Below are 13,910 nucleotides of genomic sequence, written 5' to 3'. Positions count from 1 at the left end.
CTATCGTTTTGTGGGAAGGGACTCGCACAATCAATTGCACACAGGACACCCGGCCATGCGCCATCATTCGGTCATCCATACACCGAAACAAAGTGACTACGAAGAACTCGCCCGGGTCTGGGAAGCCTCGGTGCGCGCCACCCATGATTTTCTACCGAACAGCTACATCCTGTTGCTCAAGGACCTGGTGCTGACCCGTTACCTTGATGCCGTGATGCTGATTTGCACCAAAGACCCGCGCCAGCGCATCACCGGGTTCGCCGGGGTCGCCGCCGGCAAGGTCGAAATGCTCTTCATCGATCCGGCTCACCGTGGCCAGGGTCTGGGCAAACAGTTGCTAGGCTATGCCCTGGAACACATGAATGCAGATACGCTGGACGTGAACGAACAGAACTCACAAGCACTGGGGTTCTATTTCAAACAAGGCTTTGAAGTGATTGGCCGCTCGGAATTTGACGGCATGGGCCAGCCTTATCCGCTGTTGCACATGCGCTTGCGCCAAAGTCAGCAGGTCTCAAAGCACGGCTGACACAACACAGAACAAGTGTGGGAGCGGGCTTGCTCGCGAAAGGGCCATCACTTTCAACATCAATGTTGACTGATAAATCGCATTCGCGAGCAAGCCCGCTCCCACAAAAAGCCGAACCTCGCAAATGGAGCCGGGATTAACCGGCGCCAGGCAGGTACAATGCCCACCCCTTTTTTGTTACGGCCCTGTCATGACTGACCCGATTCGTCTCTCCAAACGCCTCATCGAACTCGTCGGCTGTTCCCGTCGGGAGGCTGAGCTGTTCATCGAGGGCGGCTGGGTGACCGTGGACGGTGAAGTCATCGACGAGCCGCAGTTCAAGGTCGACACGCAAAAAGTCGAACTCGATCCAGAGGCCAAGGCCACCGCACCGGAACCGGTGACCATTCTGTTGAACGTACCCGTGGGCATGGACGCGGAAACCGCCATGGCTACCCTGAGCGCCGAGACGCTGAGCGAAGAACACCGCTTCAGCAAACGCCCGCTCAAGGGCCACTTCCTGCGCCTGACCGCCAGCACCGACCTGCAGGCCAATGCCAGCGGTTTGCTGGTGTTCACCCAGGACTGGAAGATCCTGCGCAAACTCACCGCCGATGCCAGCAAGATCGAGCAAGAGTATGTGGTCGAGGTCGAAGGCGACATGGTGGCTCACGGCCTCAACCGCCTGAACCACGGCCTGACCTACAAGGGCAAGGAACTGCCGCCAGTCAAAGCCAGCTGGCAGAACGAAAACCGCCTGCGTTTTGCGATGAAGAACCCGCAACCGGGCGTGATCGCCCTGTTTTGCCAGGCCGTTGGCCTGAAGGTCGTCGCCATCCGCCGCATCCGCATCGGCGGCGTGTCCATCGGCAAAGTGCCTTTGGGGCAATGGCGCTACCTGTCCGGCAAAGAGAAGTTCTAAGGCTTCTCCCGCCGCCACACATTCCGGCGCCGCTGTTTGATGCGGCACCCACTGCTGAATATCAGGATTGCACACCATGATTCACAACGACGTATTGCGCAGCGTTCGCTACATGCTGGACATCAGCGACAAGAAAGTCATCGAGATCATCAAGCTCGGCGGCATGGACGTGACCCTCGCCGACCTGCTGACTTACCTCGACAAGAAAGAGGAAGACGAGGAAGGCTTCGTCCGCTGCCCGGACGATGTCATGGCGCACTTCCTCGATGGCCTGGTGATCTTCAAGCGCGGCAAGGACGAAAGCCGTCCCCCGCAGCCGATTGAAATCCCGGTGACCAACAACATCATCCTGAAAAAACTGCGCGTGGCCTTCGAATTGAAAGAAGACGACATGCACGCCATCCTCAAGGCTGCCGAGTTTCCGGTATCCAAGCCTGAGCTGAGCGCACTGTTCCGCAAGTTCGGCCACACCAACTACCGCACCTGCGGCGACCAGTTGCTGCGCAACTTCCTGAAAGGGCTCACTCTTCGAGTGAGAGCATAAAAGCAGCTGCAAGCTACAAGCTACAAGCTACAAGCCGCAAGCGGATAGTGCCTAGCTTGTAGCTTGTAGCTTGCAGCTGGGCCGAATGCCCCCCCATTCCTCGCAAAAATAGTGGCTCCGCTGACGGCGGCTGACGACTAGGGTGTATCAACCCTCAGCTCTCAGGATTCGCCATGCACCCCTACTTTTCCCTGCAAGGCCGCACCGCACTGGTGACCGGCGGCACCCGTGGTATCGGCAAAATGATCGCCAAGTCTTATGTCGAAGCCGGCGCAACCGTGTACGTCTGCGCCCGGGATGCTGAAGCCTGCCAGCAAACGGCTGACGAATTGAGCGCATTCGGGCATTGCCACGGAGTGGCGGCCAACCTGGCGACCGAAGAAGGCGTTCTTGAGCTAGCTATGCGTCTGGGCGAGCAGATCACTCATCTGGATATTCTGGTAAACAACGCTGGCACCACTTGGGGTGCGCCGCTGGAAAGCTACCCGATCAAAGGCTGGGAAAAGGTGATGCAGCTGAACGTGACGTCGGTGTTCAACTGCATTCAGCAGTTTTTGCCGCTGTTGCGAAAAGCCGGTTCAGAGGCGAATCCGGCGCGGATCATCAACATCGGCTCCGTAGCGGGGATTTCTTCCTTTGGTGAACAGGCGTATGCCTACGGCCCAAGTAAAGCTGCCTTACACCAATTGTCGCGGATTCTGGCGCGGGAGCTGGTGAGCCAGCACATCAACGTCAACGTGATTGCGCCGGGACGTTTCCCGAGCAAGATGACCCAGCATATCGGCAATGATGAACAGGCGCTGGCGGACGACACGGCGTTGATTCCCATGAAGCGCTGGGGGCGGGAGGAAGAGATGGCTGCCTTGGCGATCAGCCTGGCGAGCACGGCCGGTGCGTATATGACAGGGAATATTATTCCTTTGGATGGTGGGTTCAGTCTCTGAGATCGGCGGCGCGGCCATCGCGAGCAGGCTCGCTCCCACACTGGATCTCCTGAGCACCATAGATCTACTGTGGGAGCGAGCCTGCTCGCGATGGCGGACTGACAGGCACCACCGATCCTGTGGCCGCTCGGGTTATCATGCCCACCCTCTCCCCCGCTTCGATCCAGACCATGACCTACAGCGTTTCCCCCATCGGCTTCGTGCGCTCCTGCTTCAAGGAGAAGTTCGCCATCCCGCGCCAGCCGCAACTGGCCCCGGCCGCTCGCGGTGTTCTGGAATTGGTCGCGCCGTTCGATCAGGGTGATGCGGTGCAGGGCCTGGAGCAGGTCAGTCACGTCTGGCTGCTGTTCCTGTTCCATCAGGCACTGGAAGAAAAACCTCGCCTGAAAGTCCGCCCGCCTCGCCTCGGCGGCAACAAAACCATGGGCGTGTTCGCCACCCGCGCCACGCATCGACCCAATGGCATCGGGCAATCCGTGGTCAAACTCGACAAGGTGGAAGCCAATCGCCTGTGGATATCCGGTATCGACCTGCTGGACGGCACGCCGATTCTCGACATCAAACCCTACGTACCTTACGCCGACATCATCGACAGCGCCTCCAACAGCATCGCCAGCGCCGCGCCACAGCTGATTCCCGTCCAGTGGACAGACTCAGCGCTGCAACAGGCTCATGGCCATGCTCAGCGCCTTGACGAACCCTTGGTGGCATTGATCGAGCAGTGTTTGGCACAAGATCCGCGCCCGGCTTACCAGACGCCTACGCCTGAACGGGAATATGGCGCGCAGTTCTGGGACCTGGATGTGCGTTGGCATTATCCAGAGGCCGGGATTATCCGAGTCCTTGAAGTCATTCCCGCAAAGGTCTGAATACCAGAAACAACTGTGGGAGCGAGCCTGATCGCGATGCGGTCTGTCAGCCAACATTGATGTCGACCGACACTCCGCTATCGCGAGCAGGCTCGCTCCCACAGGTAAATCAGAGTTGTTGCTTACTTCTCGACAAACGCACGCTCGATCAGGTAATCACCCGGCTCGCGCATCCGCGGCGAAACTTTCAGGCCGAAGCTGTTCAACACTTCGCTGGTCTCGTCGAGCATGCTCGGGCTGCCGCACAGCATGGCGCGGTCGTCCTGCGGGTTGATCGGAGGCAGGCCGATGTCGCTGAACAGTTTGCCGCTGCGCATCAGGTCGGTCAGGCGACCTTCGTTCTCGAACGGCTCGCGGGTCACGGTCGGGTAGTAGATCAACTTGTCACGCAAAGACTCGCCGAAGAACTCGTTCTGCGGCAAGTGCTCGGTGATGAACTCGCGGTAAGCGACTTCGTTGACGTAACGCACGCCGTGGCACAGGATCACTTTTTCGAAACGCTCGTAGGTTTCCGGGTCCTGGATGACGCTCATGAACGGCGCCAGACCGGTACCGGTGCTGAGCAGGTACAGATGTTTGCCAGGCTTCAAGTCATCCAGCACCAGCGTGCCGGTAGGCTTTTTGCTGATGATGATCTCGTCGCCTTCCTTCAGATGCTGCAGCTGGGAAGTCAGCGGGCCATCAGGCACCTTGATGCTGAAGAACTCGAGATGCTCTTCCCAGTTCGGGCTGGCAATCGAGTAAGCACGCATAAGCGGGCGGCCGTTGGGCTGTTGCAGGCCGATCATCACGAACTGACCGTTCTCGAAGCGCAGGCCCGGATCGCGGGTGCACTTGAAGCTGAACAGAGTGTCGTTCCAGTGATGAACACTGAGGACACGCTCGTGGTTCATGTTGCTCATGTACGTGGGACTCCTGGAGATTTTGCCTGCGCCATCGATATGCGCAATTGCATCGCATTCTAAAGGCAGAGACAATATCTGTTAAATGGATTATTAAGATAAGGGTTATCGGTTATATAGATATGCGATTTACTCTCCGTCAACTTCAAGTATTCGTCGCCGTCGCCCAGCAGGAAAGCGTGTCCCGTGCTGCGGGCTTGCTCAACCTGTCGCAATCGGCGGCGAGCACCTCGATCACCGAACTGGAGCGCCAGTCCAGCTGCCAGCTGTTCGACCGCGCCGGCAAGCGGCTGAGCCTCAACGCCCTCGGCAAGCAGCTGCTGCCACAGGCCGTGGCACTGCTCGATCAGTCCAAGGAAATCGAAGACTTGCTCAACGGCAAGACCGGTTTCGGTTCGTTGGCGGTCGGCGCGACCCTGACTATCGGCAATTACCTGGCCACTCTGCTGATCGGCAGCTTCATGCAACGCCACCCGGAAAGCCAGGTGAAGCTGCACGTGCAGAACACGGCCAATATCGTGCAGCAAGTGGCCCACTATGAAATTGATCTGGGTCTAATCGAAGGCGATTGCAGCCATCCGGATATCGAAGTGCAGAGTTGGGTCGAGGATGAACTGGTGGTGTTTTGCGCGCCCCAGCATCCACTGGCCAAACGCGGTATCGCGACCATGGAGGAACTGAGTCACGAGGCGTGGATATTGCGAGAGCAAGGCTCTGGCACACGGCTGACCTTCGACCAGGCCATGCGCCACCATCACAGTGCGCTGAACATTCGCCTGGAGCTTGAACATACCGAAGCGATCAAGCGCGCCGTGGAGTCGGGACTGGGGATTGGTTGTATTTCGCGGCTGGCGCTACGCGATGCCATTCGCCGTGGCAGCCTGGTCCCGGTGGAGACCCCGGACCTGGACCTGGCGCGGCAATTCTATTTCATCTGGCACAAACAGAAATATCAGACATCGGCGATGCGCGAATTCCTCGACCTGTGCCGCGCGTTCACCGCAGGGGTCCAGCGCAGCGACGAGATCGTTCTGCCGAACATTGCTTAAAGCAGGATGACGGCCCACACCAGCGCGATCATGGTCAACGCCACGAATTGAGCAGCGCTGCCCATGTCCTTGGCGTTCTTGGACAGCGGGTGCAACTCGAGGGAAATGCGATCGATGGCCGCTTCTACTGCCGAGTTCAGCAGCTCGACGATCAGTGCCAACAGGCAGACGGCAATCAGCAACGCCTGCTCGACGCGGCTGACGTTCAAGAAGAACGAAATCGGAATCAGGATGACGTTGAGCAACACCAGTTGCCGAAAAGCCGCTTCACCGGTGAAAGCGGCGCGCAGGCCATCCAGCGAATATCCGGAGGCGTTGAGGATGCGTTTTAGGCCGGTTTGGCCTTTGAAAGGAGACATAGAGTAGGCAACTGATCGAATAGAAGTGGGAACGCTAGATGAAGCAAGGTTAAAAAAGCGTGAACAGGTAGCCGTTTAGTGGCTCGGAATTGACTCAAGTTGTTGCAAGAGCAACGCTGCCTGAGTCCGGGTCCGCACATTCAGTTTGCGAAAGATCGCCGTGACGTGGGCCTTGATCGTCGCTTCGGAGACGCTCAGCTCGTAAGCGATCTGTTTGTTCAGCAACCCTTCACAGACCATGGTCAATACCCTGAATTGCTGAGGCGTCAGGCTCGCAAGACCTTCACTGGCAGCCTTGGCTTCATCGGAAACGCTGACCGCTTCAAACGCCTGAGGAGGCCAGAATACATCTCCGTTGAGCACCGCGCGTACGGCTTTCTGGATAACACTCAGGTCGCTGGATTTTGGAATGAATCCACTGGCACCGAATTCACGGGACTTGACCATGATCGACGCTTCTTCTTGCGCGGACACCATCACCACTGGAATTTGCGGGTATTGACCGCGCAACAGCACGAGCCCGGAAAAACCGTAGGCACCCGGCATGTTCAGGTCCAGCAGCACCAGATCCCAATCGGACTTTTCACCCAGACGGGCTTCCAGCTCGGCAATGCTCGCCACTTCCACCAGCCGTACATCCGGGCCCAGGCCCAGGGTCACGGCTTGGTGCAGCGCGCTACGAAAAAGCGGGTGATCGTCGGCAATCAGGATTTCGTATGTGGCCATTTTTCAAATGATCCTGTTTTTCAAACAACTCTAGGCACAGCCACGGAGCTGAACCAACAGGGCACGCTCAACGCCAATCAAAAAAACAGCGTCTCAAACCTGGCCGCGCCCTAATCGGCGCCAAGCATGCCCAGCGAAACCGGGGTGGTCAAGGTGCATGGGGAGTACAGTTCTTTGCAGTATGGGCGACAATCAGCAGATGACCGGGGCCGAGCTTTGCACGAAGGGCATCAGTTCGGCGTGAGCGGGGGTTGCAATGTCCATGTCCAGCTGATGTTTTGCGTCGAGGTAGTGCTGGCTGAACACATCAAAATAAGCGTCCAGTGCCGATGCTGCCGCCGTATCACCCGCCAGATCGAGACACAGTGCGGCTACTTCAGCCGTGCACAAATGCTCGCTACGGGTCGACCTGCGCAACCGGTATCGCGACAGCTTTTCGGGCAGCAGGCTCAGGATCGGCAAACGATCAAAATAGGGGCTTTTGCGAAAAATCTTTCGGGCTTCTGTCCAAGTGGCGTCCAGCAGTATGAACAGCGGGCGCTTGGAACTGTCCGTGTCGACGCTGTTGGTGACACGCTCCGGTTCGACGTACTCACCCGGAAACACCAGATACGGCTGCCACTGCGGGTCGGCCAGCAGGGCCAGCAGTTGTTCATCAACCTCTTTACGCGACCAGATAAACGCATGGTTGTCGCGCACCACATCGGCAATCAGCCAGCCGGTGTTACTCGGCTTGAACACTTCCTTGTTGGTCATGATCAGGCACACGCCCGAGCGCGCCTCGACTTGCGGGCGCCAGGCGCACAGGCAATGGCTTTCGATCACGCGGCAGGCACGACAACGCGGCGCCCTCCAGCCTCGGGCCTGAATCGGCTTGATACCCTCTTCCTCTCGCGCATCGCGCAAGCGGGCCACGGCATTTGGAGCAAAGGGTGGAGTGGAAGGGTTCATCGCAGGCAACGCCGGCAGGAGAGGAAAATCGACACGAAAAGCACTCGGCAGGGCAAAAAGTGGCGCCAGTTTATCAGAGGCGCCAGCGCAAGCCTGTACCGTCCGGAACGCGTCCCCTATAATTCGCCGCCACTGAACGCACAGTCATGTGACGGGTCGAAGCACCAGTCACTGAACCAGGAGAGTTTCATGCTGCGCCTTATCGTTCCCACCGCTGCCATTTTGCTGGCGTTGTCCTTCAGCGCTCAGGCTGCGTCCTTGAGTGAGCAGAATCTCAACAGAGAGCTGCAAAACGTCGCCTCACAAAGCAGTGTTGGCACTCCACGGGCGATCAACGAAGACATTCTTGATCAGGGCTACACCGTCGAAGGCAAAACGCTGATCAACCACCTGAGCGTACAGAGCAGCCACGCCAACAAGATGCGTGCTGATCCGAAAGCCGTGTATTTCCAGCTTGGCGCCTCCGTTTGCAACAACCCGTCGTTCCGCAAACTGATGGCCAAGGGCGCGATCATGCGTTATGACTTCACGGAAGTGAAAACCAACAAGGCGGTCGGCTCCGCTAGCTATCAGGAATCGGACTGCCCGAAAGCGGCTCCGACCAAGAAAAAGTAATCACTCGGAATTGGCGCGCCGCTGTTCATCCTCGGCGCGCAGCTCTGCCAGCAATGCCTGCAAGTAACTTGATCGCCGCTTAGTCTCCTCCAGGCGTCGGCAGCACTCCTCTTCGAGACTCAGATGATGGGTCTCGGCTGATGACTTGAGCAATCGATACAGTTGCGTATCGATCTCCAGAATGACTCTGGTCATAACGTCCCGCCTCCTTGCTCCTCGCCCTGCTTGAGCGAAAAATCCTTCAACTTCTTGAACCGCGCGCCCTGCCTTTGACGCAAAGTTGTCGTGTCATACCTGTAGCTTAGTAAATCAGAGCACCGGGCACTCGGACTGAGTTCAGACGAGCGGTGAAATCACCTTGCAAATCGGCAATAAGCGGTTGCCAGGAAAGACTTTGCGGCGCAATGATCGAGGCAGCGAAAATCACTGCGAGGGTCTAGATTCATAGTGTTCCCATTCAATTCCGGGCTGGAAAGGGGCCGCCCGCGACGCGTCTTGTTGTGCAAATGTTTCCTTCATCCAAGGGAAAACAGAGCCAGTATGGAAGGAGAAATTGATGCCTTACCAACCGAATGACCTGCTAAGCCGTCATTTTGAAGAAAGCGGCCACGACCTCACCAGCAAGGTCGAAGAACAACTCAACCTGGTTTCACCCAACAGTCCCAATATCCCTATCTACCGCGACATGATCCTGACTGTGCTGCGCATGGCCCAGGAAGATCACAACCGCTGGAATGCCAAGATCACCCTTCAAGCGCTGCGCGAACTGGAGCACGCCTTCCGTGTGCTCGAACAGTTCCGCGGCCGGCGCAAAGTCACCGTGTTTGGCTCGGCCCGAACACCGATCGAACACCCGCTGTATGGACTGGCCCGAGAACTGGGCGCTGCGCTCGCGCGCTCGGACCTGATGGTCATCACTGGCGCGGGCGGCGGCATTATGGCGGCCGCGCACGAAGGGGCCGGCAGGGAGCACAGCCTGGGCTTCAACATCACCCTGCCCTTCGAGCAGCATGCCAACCCCACCGTGCAAGGCACCGCCAATCTGCTGCCCTTCCACTTCTTTTTTACCCGCAAGCTGTTCTTCGTCAAAGAAGCCGATGCACTGGTCCTGTGCCCCGGTGGTTTCGGCACCCTGGATGAGGCACTGGAAGTGCTGACTCTGATTCAGACCGGCAAAAGCCCGTTGGTCCCGGTGGTATTGCTGGACGCGCCGGGCGGTAAGTTCTGGCAAGGTGCGCTGGACTTCATTCACCATCAACTGGAGGAAAATCGCTACATCCTGCCGACCGACATGAAACTCGTGAGCCTGGTCTACACAGCCGAAGAAGCGGTGGAGCAGATCAACCAGTTCTACAGTAACTTCCACTCCAGCCGCTGGCTCAAGCATCAGTTCGTGATTCGCATGAACCACGCACTCAGCGAGCATGCGCTCGAACACATGCAGGAGGCATTTGCCGACCTGTGCCTGAGCGATAGTTTTCATCAGCACGCCTACAGCGGCGAGGAGCATGACGAAGCGCAGTTCAGCCACCTGGCGCGACTGGCCTTCAACTTCAACGCCCGTGATCATGGTCGACTGCGCGAACTGGTGGACTACATCAACCTGCCGGAAAACCGGGCCCACTCCAAACCCTTGGCGCAACAGCGGACGCGCAAGCCCTCCAGGGTGACCTGAGGCAAAAAAAATGGCTCGCTATCGAAATAGCGAGCCACTTTTTATCAATCATCCATTCCCCGGCCACTAAACAAGCGACCGATCATCTCCATGGAATATCCCCGATAACTCAGGAACCGGCCCTGTTTGGCGCGCTCCCGAGCGTCTATCGGTAGATGCCCGGAAAATTTACGCCGCCAGGTATCCTCCAGTTGTTCCTGCCAGTTGATACCGCTTTCGCGTAACGCGAGTTCAATATCAGTACGTTGCAGGCCGCGCTGGCCAAGCTCCTCGCGAATACGCAAAGGGCCATAACCGGAACGGGCGCGGTAGGAAACAAAACTTTCGAGGTAACGGGATTCGGACAGCAGCCCCTCTTCCGTCAAGCGGTCGAGTGCGGTGTCGATCATTTCAGGGAGGGCGCCGCGCTGACGCAGTTTACGCGTCAGCTCGACCCGACCGTGCTCGCGTCGTGCGAGCAGGTCCATTGCGGTTCGCCGCACCGCGACGAGTGTATCGAGTACGGCGGTCATCGGATCAATCAGATATCAGCGTCAGCCAGGTCATCAGCAGTCTCTTTGACTGGCGATGCTTTGACGTCCGGCGCCGGGGTCAGCAACTTGTCACGCAGTTGCTTCTCAAGCGTCGCGGCGATTTCCGGGTTGTCCGCCAGGAACTTGGCCGAGTTGGCCTTGCCCTGACCGATCTTGGTGCCGTTATAGGCATACCAGGCACCGGATTTCTCCACGAAACCGTGCAGAACACCCAGGTCGATCATCTCGCCATTGAGGTAGATGCCTTTGCCGTAAAGGATCTGGAACTCGGCCTGGCGGAACGGCGAAGCCACTTTGTTCTTCACGACTTTGACGCGGGTTTCACTACCGACGACTTCATCACCTTCTTTCACCGCGCCAGTACGACGAATGTCCAGACGAACCGAAGCGTAGAACTTCAGCGCGTTACCACCGGTGGTGGTTTCCGGGCTGCCGAACATCACGCCGATTTTCATGCGGATCTGGTTGATGAAGATTACCAGGCAGTTGGCGTTCTTGATGTTACCGGTGATTTTACGCAGCGCCTGGGACATCAGACGGGCTTGCAGGCCGACGTGCATGTCGCCCATTTCGCCTTCGATTTCGGCCTTTGGCACCAGAGCGGCCACGGAGTCGACGATGATCACATCAACGGCGTTGGAACGCACCAGCATGTCGGTGATTTCCAGAGCCTGTTCACCGGTGTCCGGCTGGGAAACCAGCAGGTCGTCGACGTTGACGCCCAGCTTGCCGGCGTACTCAGGATCAAGGGCGTGTTCGGCATCGACGAATGCGCAGGTCGCGCCGGCTTTTTGAGCCTGGGCGATCACGGACAGGGTCAGTGTGGTTTTACCGGAGGATTCAGGACCGTAGATTTCAACGATACGGCCTTTTGGCAGACCGCCAATGCCAAGCGCGATGTCCAGACCCAGAGAGCCAGTGGAGATAGCCGGGATCGCCTGACGGTCCTGATCGCCCATACGCATTACGGCACCCTTGCCGAATTGACGTTCGATCTGACCCAGGGCCGCAGCCAAGGCTTTCTTCTTGTTGTCGTCCATTAAAGTCCTCACGTAATCAATAAGGCCTGACGGCCAACACCTGTATAAGTAGCCAGTATTATTCCACAGCGTTTCAGGATCGCCTACCCCTGATTTGAGATTTCTGCGGCAGCATGGCGCAGCAGCCCCTCTAGCGCGGCCTTCACCGTTTGTCGGCGGACCTCATCGCGATTACCGGCGAAGTGTTGTTCTTCGCTGAACATCCGCTCGCCAACGCCCCAGGCCAGCCAGACCGTGCCCACCGGTTTACTCGGAGAACCGCCATCCGGCCCCGCCACACCACTGACCGCCACGGCAAAATGCGCCCGGCTCTTTTTCTGAGCACCCCGCACCATCGCCTCGACCACCTCGCGACTGACCGCGCCCACGGTCGAAAACAACTCGGCCGGAACGTTCAATTGCTCGGTTTTCTGCCGGTTGGAGTAAGTGACATAACCGACCTCGAACCACGCCGAACTCCCCGGGATGCGAGTGATCGCCTCTGAGATGCCGCCGCCGGTGCAGGACTCGGCCGCCGTAACGTGGGCATTGAGAACCTGCAAGCGCCTGCCCAGTTCAGCGGCCAGTTGGGTGATTTCTTTCACGGTCATCTCCTGAGAAAACGGAAGTGGAATTAGAACTACCGTACACGAGCGTATCGCGCTTGCAAGGCGCAGGATCAATCAAAATGTGAGGGTGTGAGGGCTCTGATACGGGCCTGACAAGCCTGCAAGGCAATCAGTCCGCGTTCGGCGACTCCCGCTCACTGTTGATCAGAACGAGAATCGCGCGACGGCACTTCGCAAACACCAATCCGCTTGGCAGCCCAGCGCTCATAAAGCCCGATGGCGACATCTGCCCCGGCCATGGCGGTGAGGCATCCAAATGCCCCTGCGGCCCAGATCGACATGCCAGCGGCATACAGCAGCATGATGGCCGAGATCCCGCAGATCATGCAGGCTCCAGAACGCAAGGCCAGCCGCCGCAGGAGTGACCAGCCGCGAGCACCGTCCTTGTCGGCACGCCACATTTCGCCAGACACCCCGCCCACCAGAGCAAGGACAATGACGAGCCAGCTCGGCATGTCCAGCAACACTTGTTGCTCGATCGTCATATCTCGCCTCCTGGTGTGAGTGATAAGGGGTTCTTTCAAACGGAGAATATGCATGGATGCATATACAGCCAATGCGCAAATGCATTGACTTGAAAAACAACAATGCACTGACGCATAACAAACACCGTAAACAAAGGTGCCGACGATTTTTTACAGGCGAAAAAAAACCGCCGGATGGCGGTTTTTATCTGAACACGACAAGGCTAGCGGGCGTACATGCCCCACCAAAAAACGTGCCCCAGAATGACGATCTGCTCTTCCTGGATTTCCTGGAAGGTGTAGTCCTCGTCCGGGTGCTCATCGCGGTTGAAGCTGCGCAGGCGGATCCCGGACGGCAGGCGATAAAGCTGTTTCACCCGCAATTGACCATTGTGGTTGATCGCATACAGGTCGCCATCAACGATGTCGCCAATCCCGCACTTGCCGGCGTTCACACCAACGGTTGCGCCATCGCGCAACACCGGCAACATGCTGTTGCCACGCACCGTCACGCATTTGGCCTGATCAAATTGCACGCCATTGTGGCGCAAGCTGCGCTTGCCGAAGCGCAGGCTAGAGCGCTCGCTTTCTTCAATGACGAATCTTCCCGATCCCGCAGCCAATTCAACCTCGCGAAGAAAGGGGACCGACACCTCATCGTCATCGACGGGTGTATCGTCGTCCCACAGACTTATATCCTTGAGTTCGGAATGCACTGCGTCGCGCGCCCTGTCGACGCTCATCGACAAATCCGCGCGGCCACGCAACTGATCGGTGCTTACGGCGAAGTACTCAGCGATCTTCGAAATGTGTTTATCCGAAGGATCGACGATCTTTCCGCCGAGAATCCGCGACAGTGTGGATTGAGGCACGCCGGTACGACGGTGAAGCTCCGTGGGGGAGATCCCGTGTTGATCGAGCAGTGCTCTTAAGACGGTAGAAACATTGCGTTTTTGCATCACCGAATACTGCGTGTTCTTTTTGTCGAAAACAATGCTGTTTTGCATATTCAGTGCATAGCCAGCAGAAATGTGCCGCAGGGCTTTCATGCCTGCGTCGGGCGGACCGCCCATGGTAATCTTGCGCCCATTGCGGAAAAGCCGGGCCACTGCCTAATGCCGATCAGTTAAGCCATAACGCTGTCCGTAGCAGCTGGCGAAGCCTGCGTTCGGCTGCGCAGCAGTCGTGAAATCAGGCGATG

At 57.8% G+C, this 13,910-nt stretch carries 18 protein-coding genes; 8 read left to right on the top strand and 10 right to left on the bottom strand.

What is annotated here, in order from left to right; translation table 11 throughout:
* The first annotated feature begins 55 nt into the window (after positions 1 to 55).
* The 5 genes from PMI22_RS09470 to tsaA all read left to right on the top strand — a co-directional run bounded on the left by PMI22_RS09470 (position 56) and on the right by tsaA (position 3,787).
* Entirely contained in the window at positions 56 to 529 is a 474-nt protein-coding gene (locus PMI22_RS09470; protein WP_007947189.1) for a GNAT family N-acetyltransferase, read from the top strand.
* A 190-nt stretch (positions 530 to 719) separates the two neighbouring features.
* Positions 720 to 1,430 (top strand): rRNA pseudouridine synthase, encoded by a 711-nt coding sequence (locus tag PMI22_RS09475; protein ID WP_007947188.1) that lies wholly within the window; start codon positions 720 to 722, stop codon positions 1,428 to 1,430.
* A gap of 76 nt (positions 1,431 to 1,506) precedes the next feature.
* A complete protein-coding gene (locus PMI22_RS09480; RefSeq protein ID WP_007947187.1) occupies positions 1,507 to 1,974 on the top strand; it encodes a DUF1456 family protein in 468 nt (155 codons plus the stop codon).
* 173 nt (positions 1,975 to 2,147) lie between these two features.
* Positions 2,148 to 2,918 carry an SDR family oxidoreductase gene (locus PMI22_RS09485; protein ID WP_007947186.1) on the top strand — a complete coding sequence of 257 codons (771 nt, stop codon included), beginning with the start codon at positions 2,148 to 2,150 and terminating at the stop codon, positions 2,916 to 2,918.
* A gap of 170 nt (positions 2,919 to 3,088) precedes the next feature.
* Positions 3,089 to 3,787, top strand: a complete 699-nt coding sequence (gene tsaA, locus PMI22_RS09490) for a tRNA (N6-threonylcarbamoyladenosine(37)-N6)-methyltransferase TrmO (RefSeq protein ID WP_033049461.1) — start codon at positions 3,089 to 3,091, stop codon at positions 3,785 to 3,787.
* 122 nt (positions 3,788 to 3,909) lie between these two features.
* Here tsaA and fpr read toward each other — a convergent pair whose 3' ends face one another.
* Positions 3,910 to 4,689, bottom strand: coding sequence for a ferredoxin-NADP reductase (gene fpr / locus PMI22_RS09495; RefSeq protein WP_007947184.1), 780 nt, complete (start codon positions 4,687 to 4,689; stop codon positions 3,910 to 3,912).
* Between the two features lie 122 nt (positions 4,690 to 4,811).
* Between fpr and PMI22_RS09500 the strand changes: the two genes are divergently transcribed.
* Positions 4,812 to 5,738, top strand: coding sequence for a LysR family transcriptional regulator (locus PMI22_RS09500; RefSeq protein WP_007947183.1), 927 nt, complete (start codon positions 4,812 to 4,814; stop codon positions 5,736 to 5,738).
* On the opposite strand, the gene PMI22_RS09505 is transcribed toward PMI22_RS09500, so the two are convergent.
* The 3 genes from PMI22_RS09505 to PMI22_RS09515 form a co-directional block, all read right to left on the bottom strand.
* On the bottom strand, positions 5,735 to 6,097 hold the full coding sequence (locus tag PMI22_RS09505) for a diacylglycerol kinase (protein WP_007947182.1): 363 nt from the start codon (positions 6,095 to 6,097) through the stop codon (positions 5,735 to 5,737). The two genes, PMI22_RS09500 and PMI22_RS09505, sit on opposite strands and share 4 nt — an antisense overlap.
* Positions 6,098 to 6,172: 75 nt before the next feature.
* Positions 6,173 to 6,823 (bottom strand): response regulator transcription factor ErdR, encoded by a 651-nt coding sequence (gene erdR, locus PMI22_RS09510; RefSeq protein WP_007947181.1) that lies wholly within the window; start codon positions 6,821 to 6,823, stop codon positions 6,173 to 6,175.
* A 192-nt stretch (positions 6,824 to 7,015) separates the two neighbouring features.
* Complete coding sequence (locus PMI22_RS09515) at positions 7,016 to 7,774, bottom strand: tRNA-uridine aminocarboxypropyltransferase (protein ID WP_007947180.1); 759 nt, start codon at positions 7,772 to 7,774, stop codon at positions 7,016 to 7,018.
* 189 nt (positions 7,775 to 7,963) lie between these two features.
* On the opposite strand from PMI22_RS09515, the gene PMI22_RS09520 reads away from it, so the two are divergent.
* Positions 7,964 to 8,389 carry a PA3611 family quorum-sensing-regulated virulence factor gene (locus PMI22_RS09520; RefSeq protein WP_007947179.1) on the top strand — a complete coding sequence of 142 codons (426 nt, stop codon included), beginning with the start codon at positions 7,964 to 7,966 and terminating at the stop codon, positions 8,387 to 8,389.
* Here the strand turns inward: PMI22_RS09520 and PMI22_RS09525 are convergent, their stop codons facing one another.
* A complete protein-coding gene (locus tag PMI22_RS09525; RefSeq protein WP_007947178.1) occupies positions 8,390 to 8,584 on the bottom strand; it encodes a hypothetical protein in 195 nt (64 codons plus the stop codon). It lies immediately after the preceding gene.
* Positions 8,585 to 8,945: 361 nt separating this feature from the next.
* On the opposite strand from PMI22_RS09525, the gene PMI22_RS09530 reads away from it, so the two are divergent.
* Positions 8,946 to 10,064 carry a TIGR00730 family Rossman fold protein gene (locus tag PMI22_RS09530; RefSeq protein WP_007947177.1) on the top strand — a complete coding sequence of 373 codons (1,119 nt, stop codon included), beginning with the start codon at positions 8,946 to 8,948 and terminating at the stop codon, positions 10,062 to 10,064.
* A 44-nt stretch (positions 10,065 to 10,108) separates the two neighbouring features.
* Here the strand turns inward: PMI22_RS09530 and recX are convergent, their stop codons facing one another.
* The 5 genes from recX to PMI22_RS09555 form a co-directional block, all read right to left on the bottom strand.
* Positions 10,109 to 10,576, bottom strand: a complete 468-nt coding sequence (gene recX / locus PMI22_RS09535) for a recombination regulator RecX (RefSeq protein WP_007947176.1) — start codon at positions 10,574 to 10,576, stop codon at positions 10,109 to 10,111.
* An 8-nt stretch (positions 10,577 to 10,584) separates the two neighbouring features.
* Complete coding sequence (recA, locus tag PMI22_RS09540) at positions 10,585 to 11,637, bottom strand: recombinase RecA (RefSeq protein ID WP_007947175.1); 1,053 nt, start codon at positions 11,635 to 11,637, stop codon at positions 10,585 to 10,587.
* An 83-nt stretch (positions 11,638 to 11,720) separates the two neighbouring features.
* Positions 11,721 to 12,221: a CinA family protein gene (locus PMI22_RS09545; protein WP_007947173.1), complete on the bottom strand. Its 501-nt coding sequence runs from the start codon at positions 12,219 to 12,221 to the stop codon at positions 11,721 to 11,723.
* Positions 12,222 to 12,379: 158 nt separating this feature from the next.
* Positions 12,380 to 12,730, bottom strand: a complete 351-nt coding sequence (locus tag PMI22_RS09550; RefSeq protein WP_007947172.1) for a phage holin family protein — start codon at positions 12,728 to 12,730, stop codon at positions 12,380 to 12,382.
* A 203-nt stretch (positions 12,731 to 12,933) separates the two neighbouring features.
* On the bottom strand, positions 12,934 to 13,668 hold the full coding sequence (locus PMI22_RS09555) for a LexA family transcriptional regulator (RefSeq protein WP_033049466.1): 735 nt from the start codon (positions 13,666 to 13,668) through the stop codon (positions 12,934 to 12,936).
* Between the last annotated feature and the right edge of the window lie 242 nt (positions 13,669 to 13,910).

This window comes from Pseudomonas sp. GM21 (assembly GCF_000282215.1).
In the GTDB taxonomy this organism is placed as follows: Bacteria; Pseudomonadota; Gammaproteobacteria; order Pseudomonadales; family Pseudomonadaceae; genus Aquipseudomonas.
This window is presented reverse-complemented; position numbering and strand designations above follow the sequence as displayed.

What these genes read in the sequence shown, in the direction of transcription:
- PMI22_RS09470 (WP_007947189.1), top strand. Translation starts at nt 56, where the DNA reads ATGCGCCATCATTCGGTCATCCATACACCGAAACAAAGTGACTACGAA.
- PMI22_RS09475 (WP_007947188.1), top strand. Translation starts at nt 720, where the DNA reads ATGACTGACCCGATTCGTCTCTCCAAACGCCTCATCGAACTCGTCGGC.
- PMI22_RS09480 (WP_007947187.1), top strand. Translation starts at nt 1,507, where the DNA reads ATGATTCACAACGACGTATTGCGCAGCGTTCGCTACATGCTGGACATC.
- PMI22_RS09485 (WP_007947186.1), top strand. Translation starts at nt 2,148, where the DNA reads ATGCACCCCTACTTTTCCCTGCAAGGCCGCACCGCACTGGTGACCGGC.
- tsaA (WP_033049461.1), top strand. Translation starts at nt 3,089, where the DNA reads ATGACCTACAGCGTTTCCCCCATCGGCTTCGTGCGCTCCTGCTTCAAG.
- fpr (WP_007947184.1), bottom strand. Translation starts at nt 4,689, where the DNA reads ATGAGCAACATGAACCACGAGCGTGTCCTCAGTGTTCATCACTGGAAC.
- PMI22_RS09500 (WP_007947183.1), top strand. Translation starts at nt 4,812, where the DNA reads ATGCGATTTACTCTCCGTCAACTTCAAGTATTCGTCGCCGTCGCCCAG.
- PMI22_RS09505 (WP_007947182.1), bottom strand. Translation starts at nt 6,097, where the DNA reads ATGTCTCCTTTCAAAGGCCAAACCGGCCTAAAACGCATCCTCAACGCC.
- erdR (WP_007947181.1), bottom strand. Translation starts at nt 6,823, where the DNA reads ATGGCCACATACGAAATCCTGATTGCCGACGATCACCCGCTTTTTCGT.
- PMI22_RS09515 (WP_007947180.1), bottom strand. Translation starts at nt 7,774, where the DNA reads ATGAACCCTTCCACTCCACCCTTTGCTCCAAATGCCGTGGCCCGCTTG.
- PMI22_RS09520 (WP_007947179.1), top strand. Translation starts at nt 7,964, where the DNA reads ATGCTGCGCCTTATCGTTCCCACCGCTGCCATTTTGCTGGCGTTGTCC.
- PMI22_RS09525 (WP_007947178.1), bottom strand. Translation starts at nt 8,584, where the DNA reads ATGACCAGAGTCATTCTGGAGATCGATACGCAACTGTATCGATTGCTC.
- PMI22_RS09530 (WP_007947177.1), top strand. Translation starts at nt 8,946, where the DNA reads ATGCCTTACCAACCGAATGACCTGCTAAGCCGTCATTTTGAAGAAAGC.
- recX (WP_007947176.1), bottom strand. Translation starts at nt 10,576, where the DNA reads ATGACCGCCGTACTCGATACACTCGTCGCGGTGCGGCGAACCGCAATG.
- recA (WP_007947175.1), bottom strand. Translation starts at nt 11,637, where the DNA reads ATGGACGACAACAAGAAGAAAGCCTTGGCTGCGGCCCTGGGTCAGATC.
- PMI22_RS09550 (WP_007947172.1), bottom strand. Translation starts at nt 12,730, where the DNA reads ATGACGATCGAGCAACAAGTGTTGCTGGACATGCCGAGCTGGCTCGTC.
- PMI22_RS09555 (WP_033049466.1), bottom strand. Translation starts at nt 13,668, where the DNA reads ATGCAAAAACGCAATGTTTCTACCGTCTTAAGAGCACTGCTCGATCAA.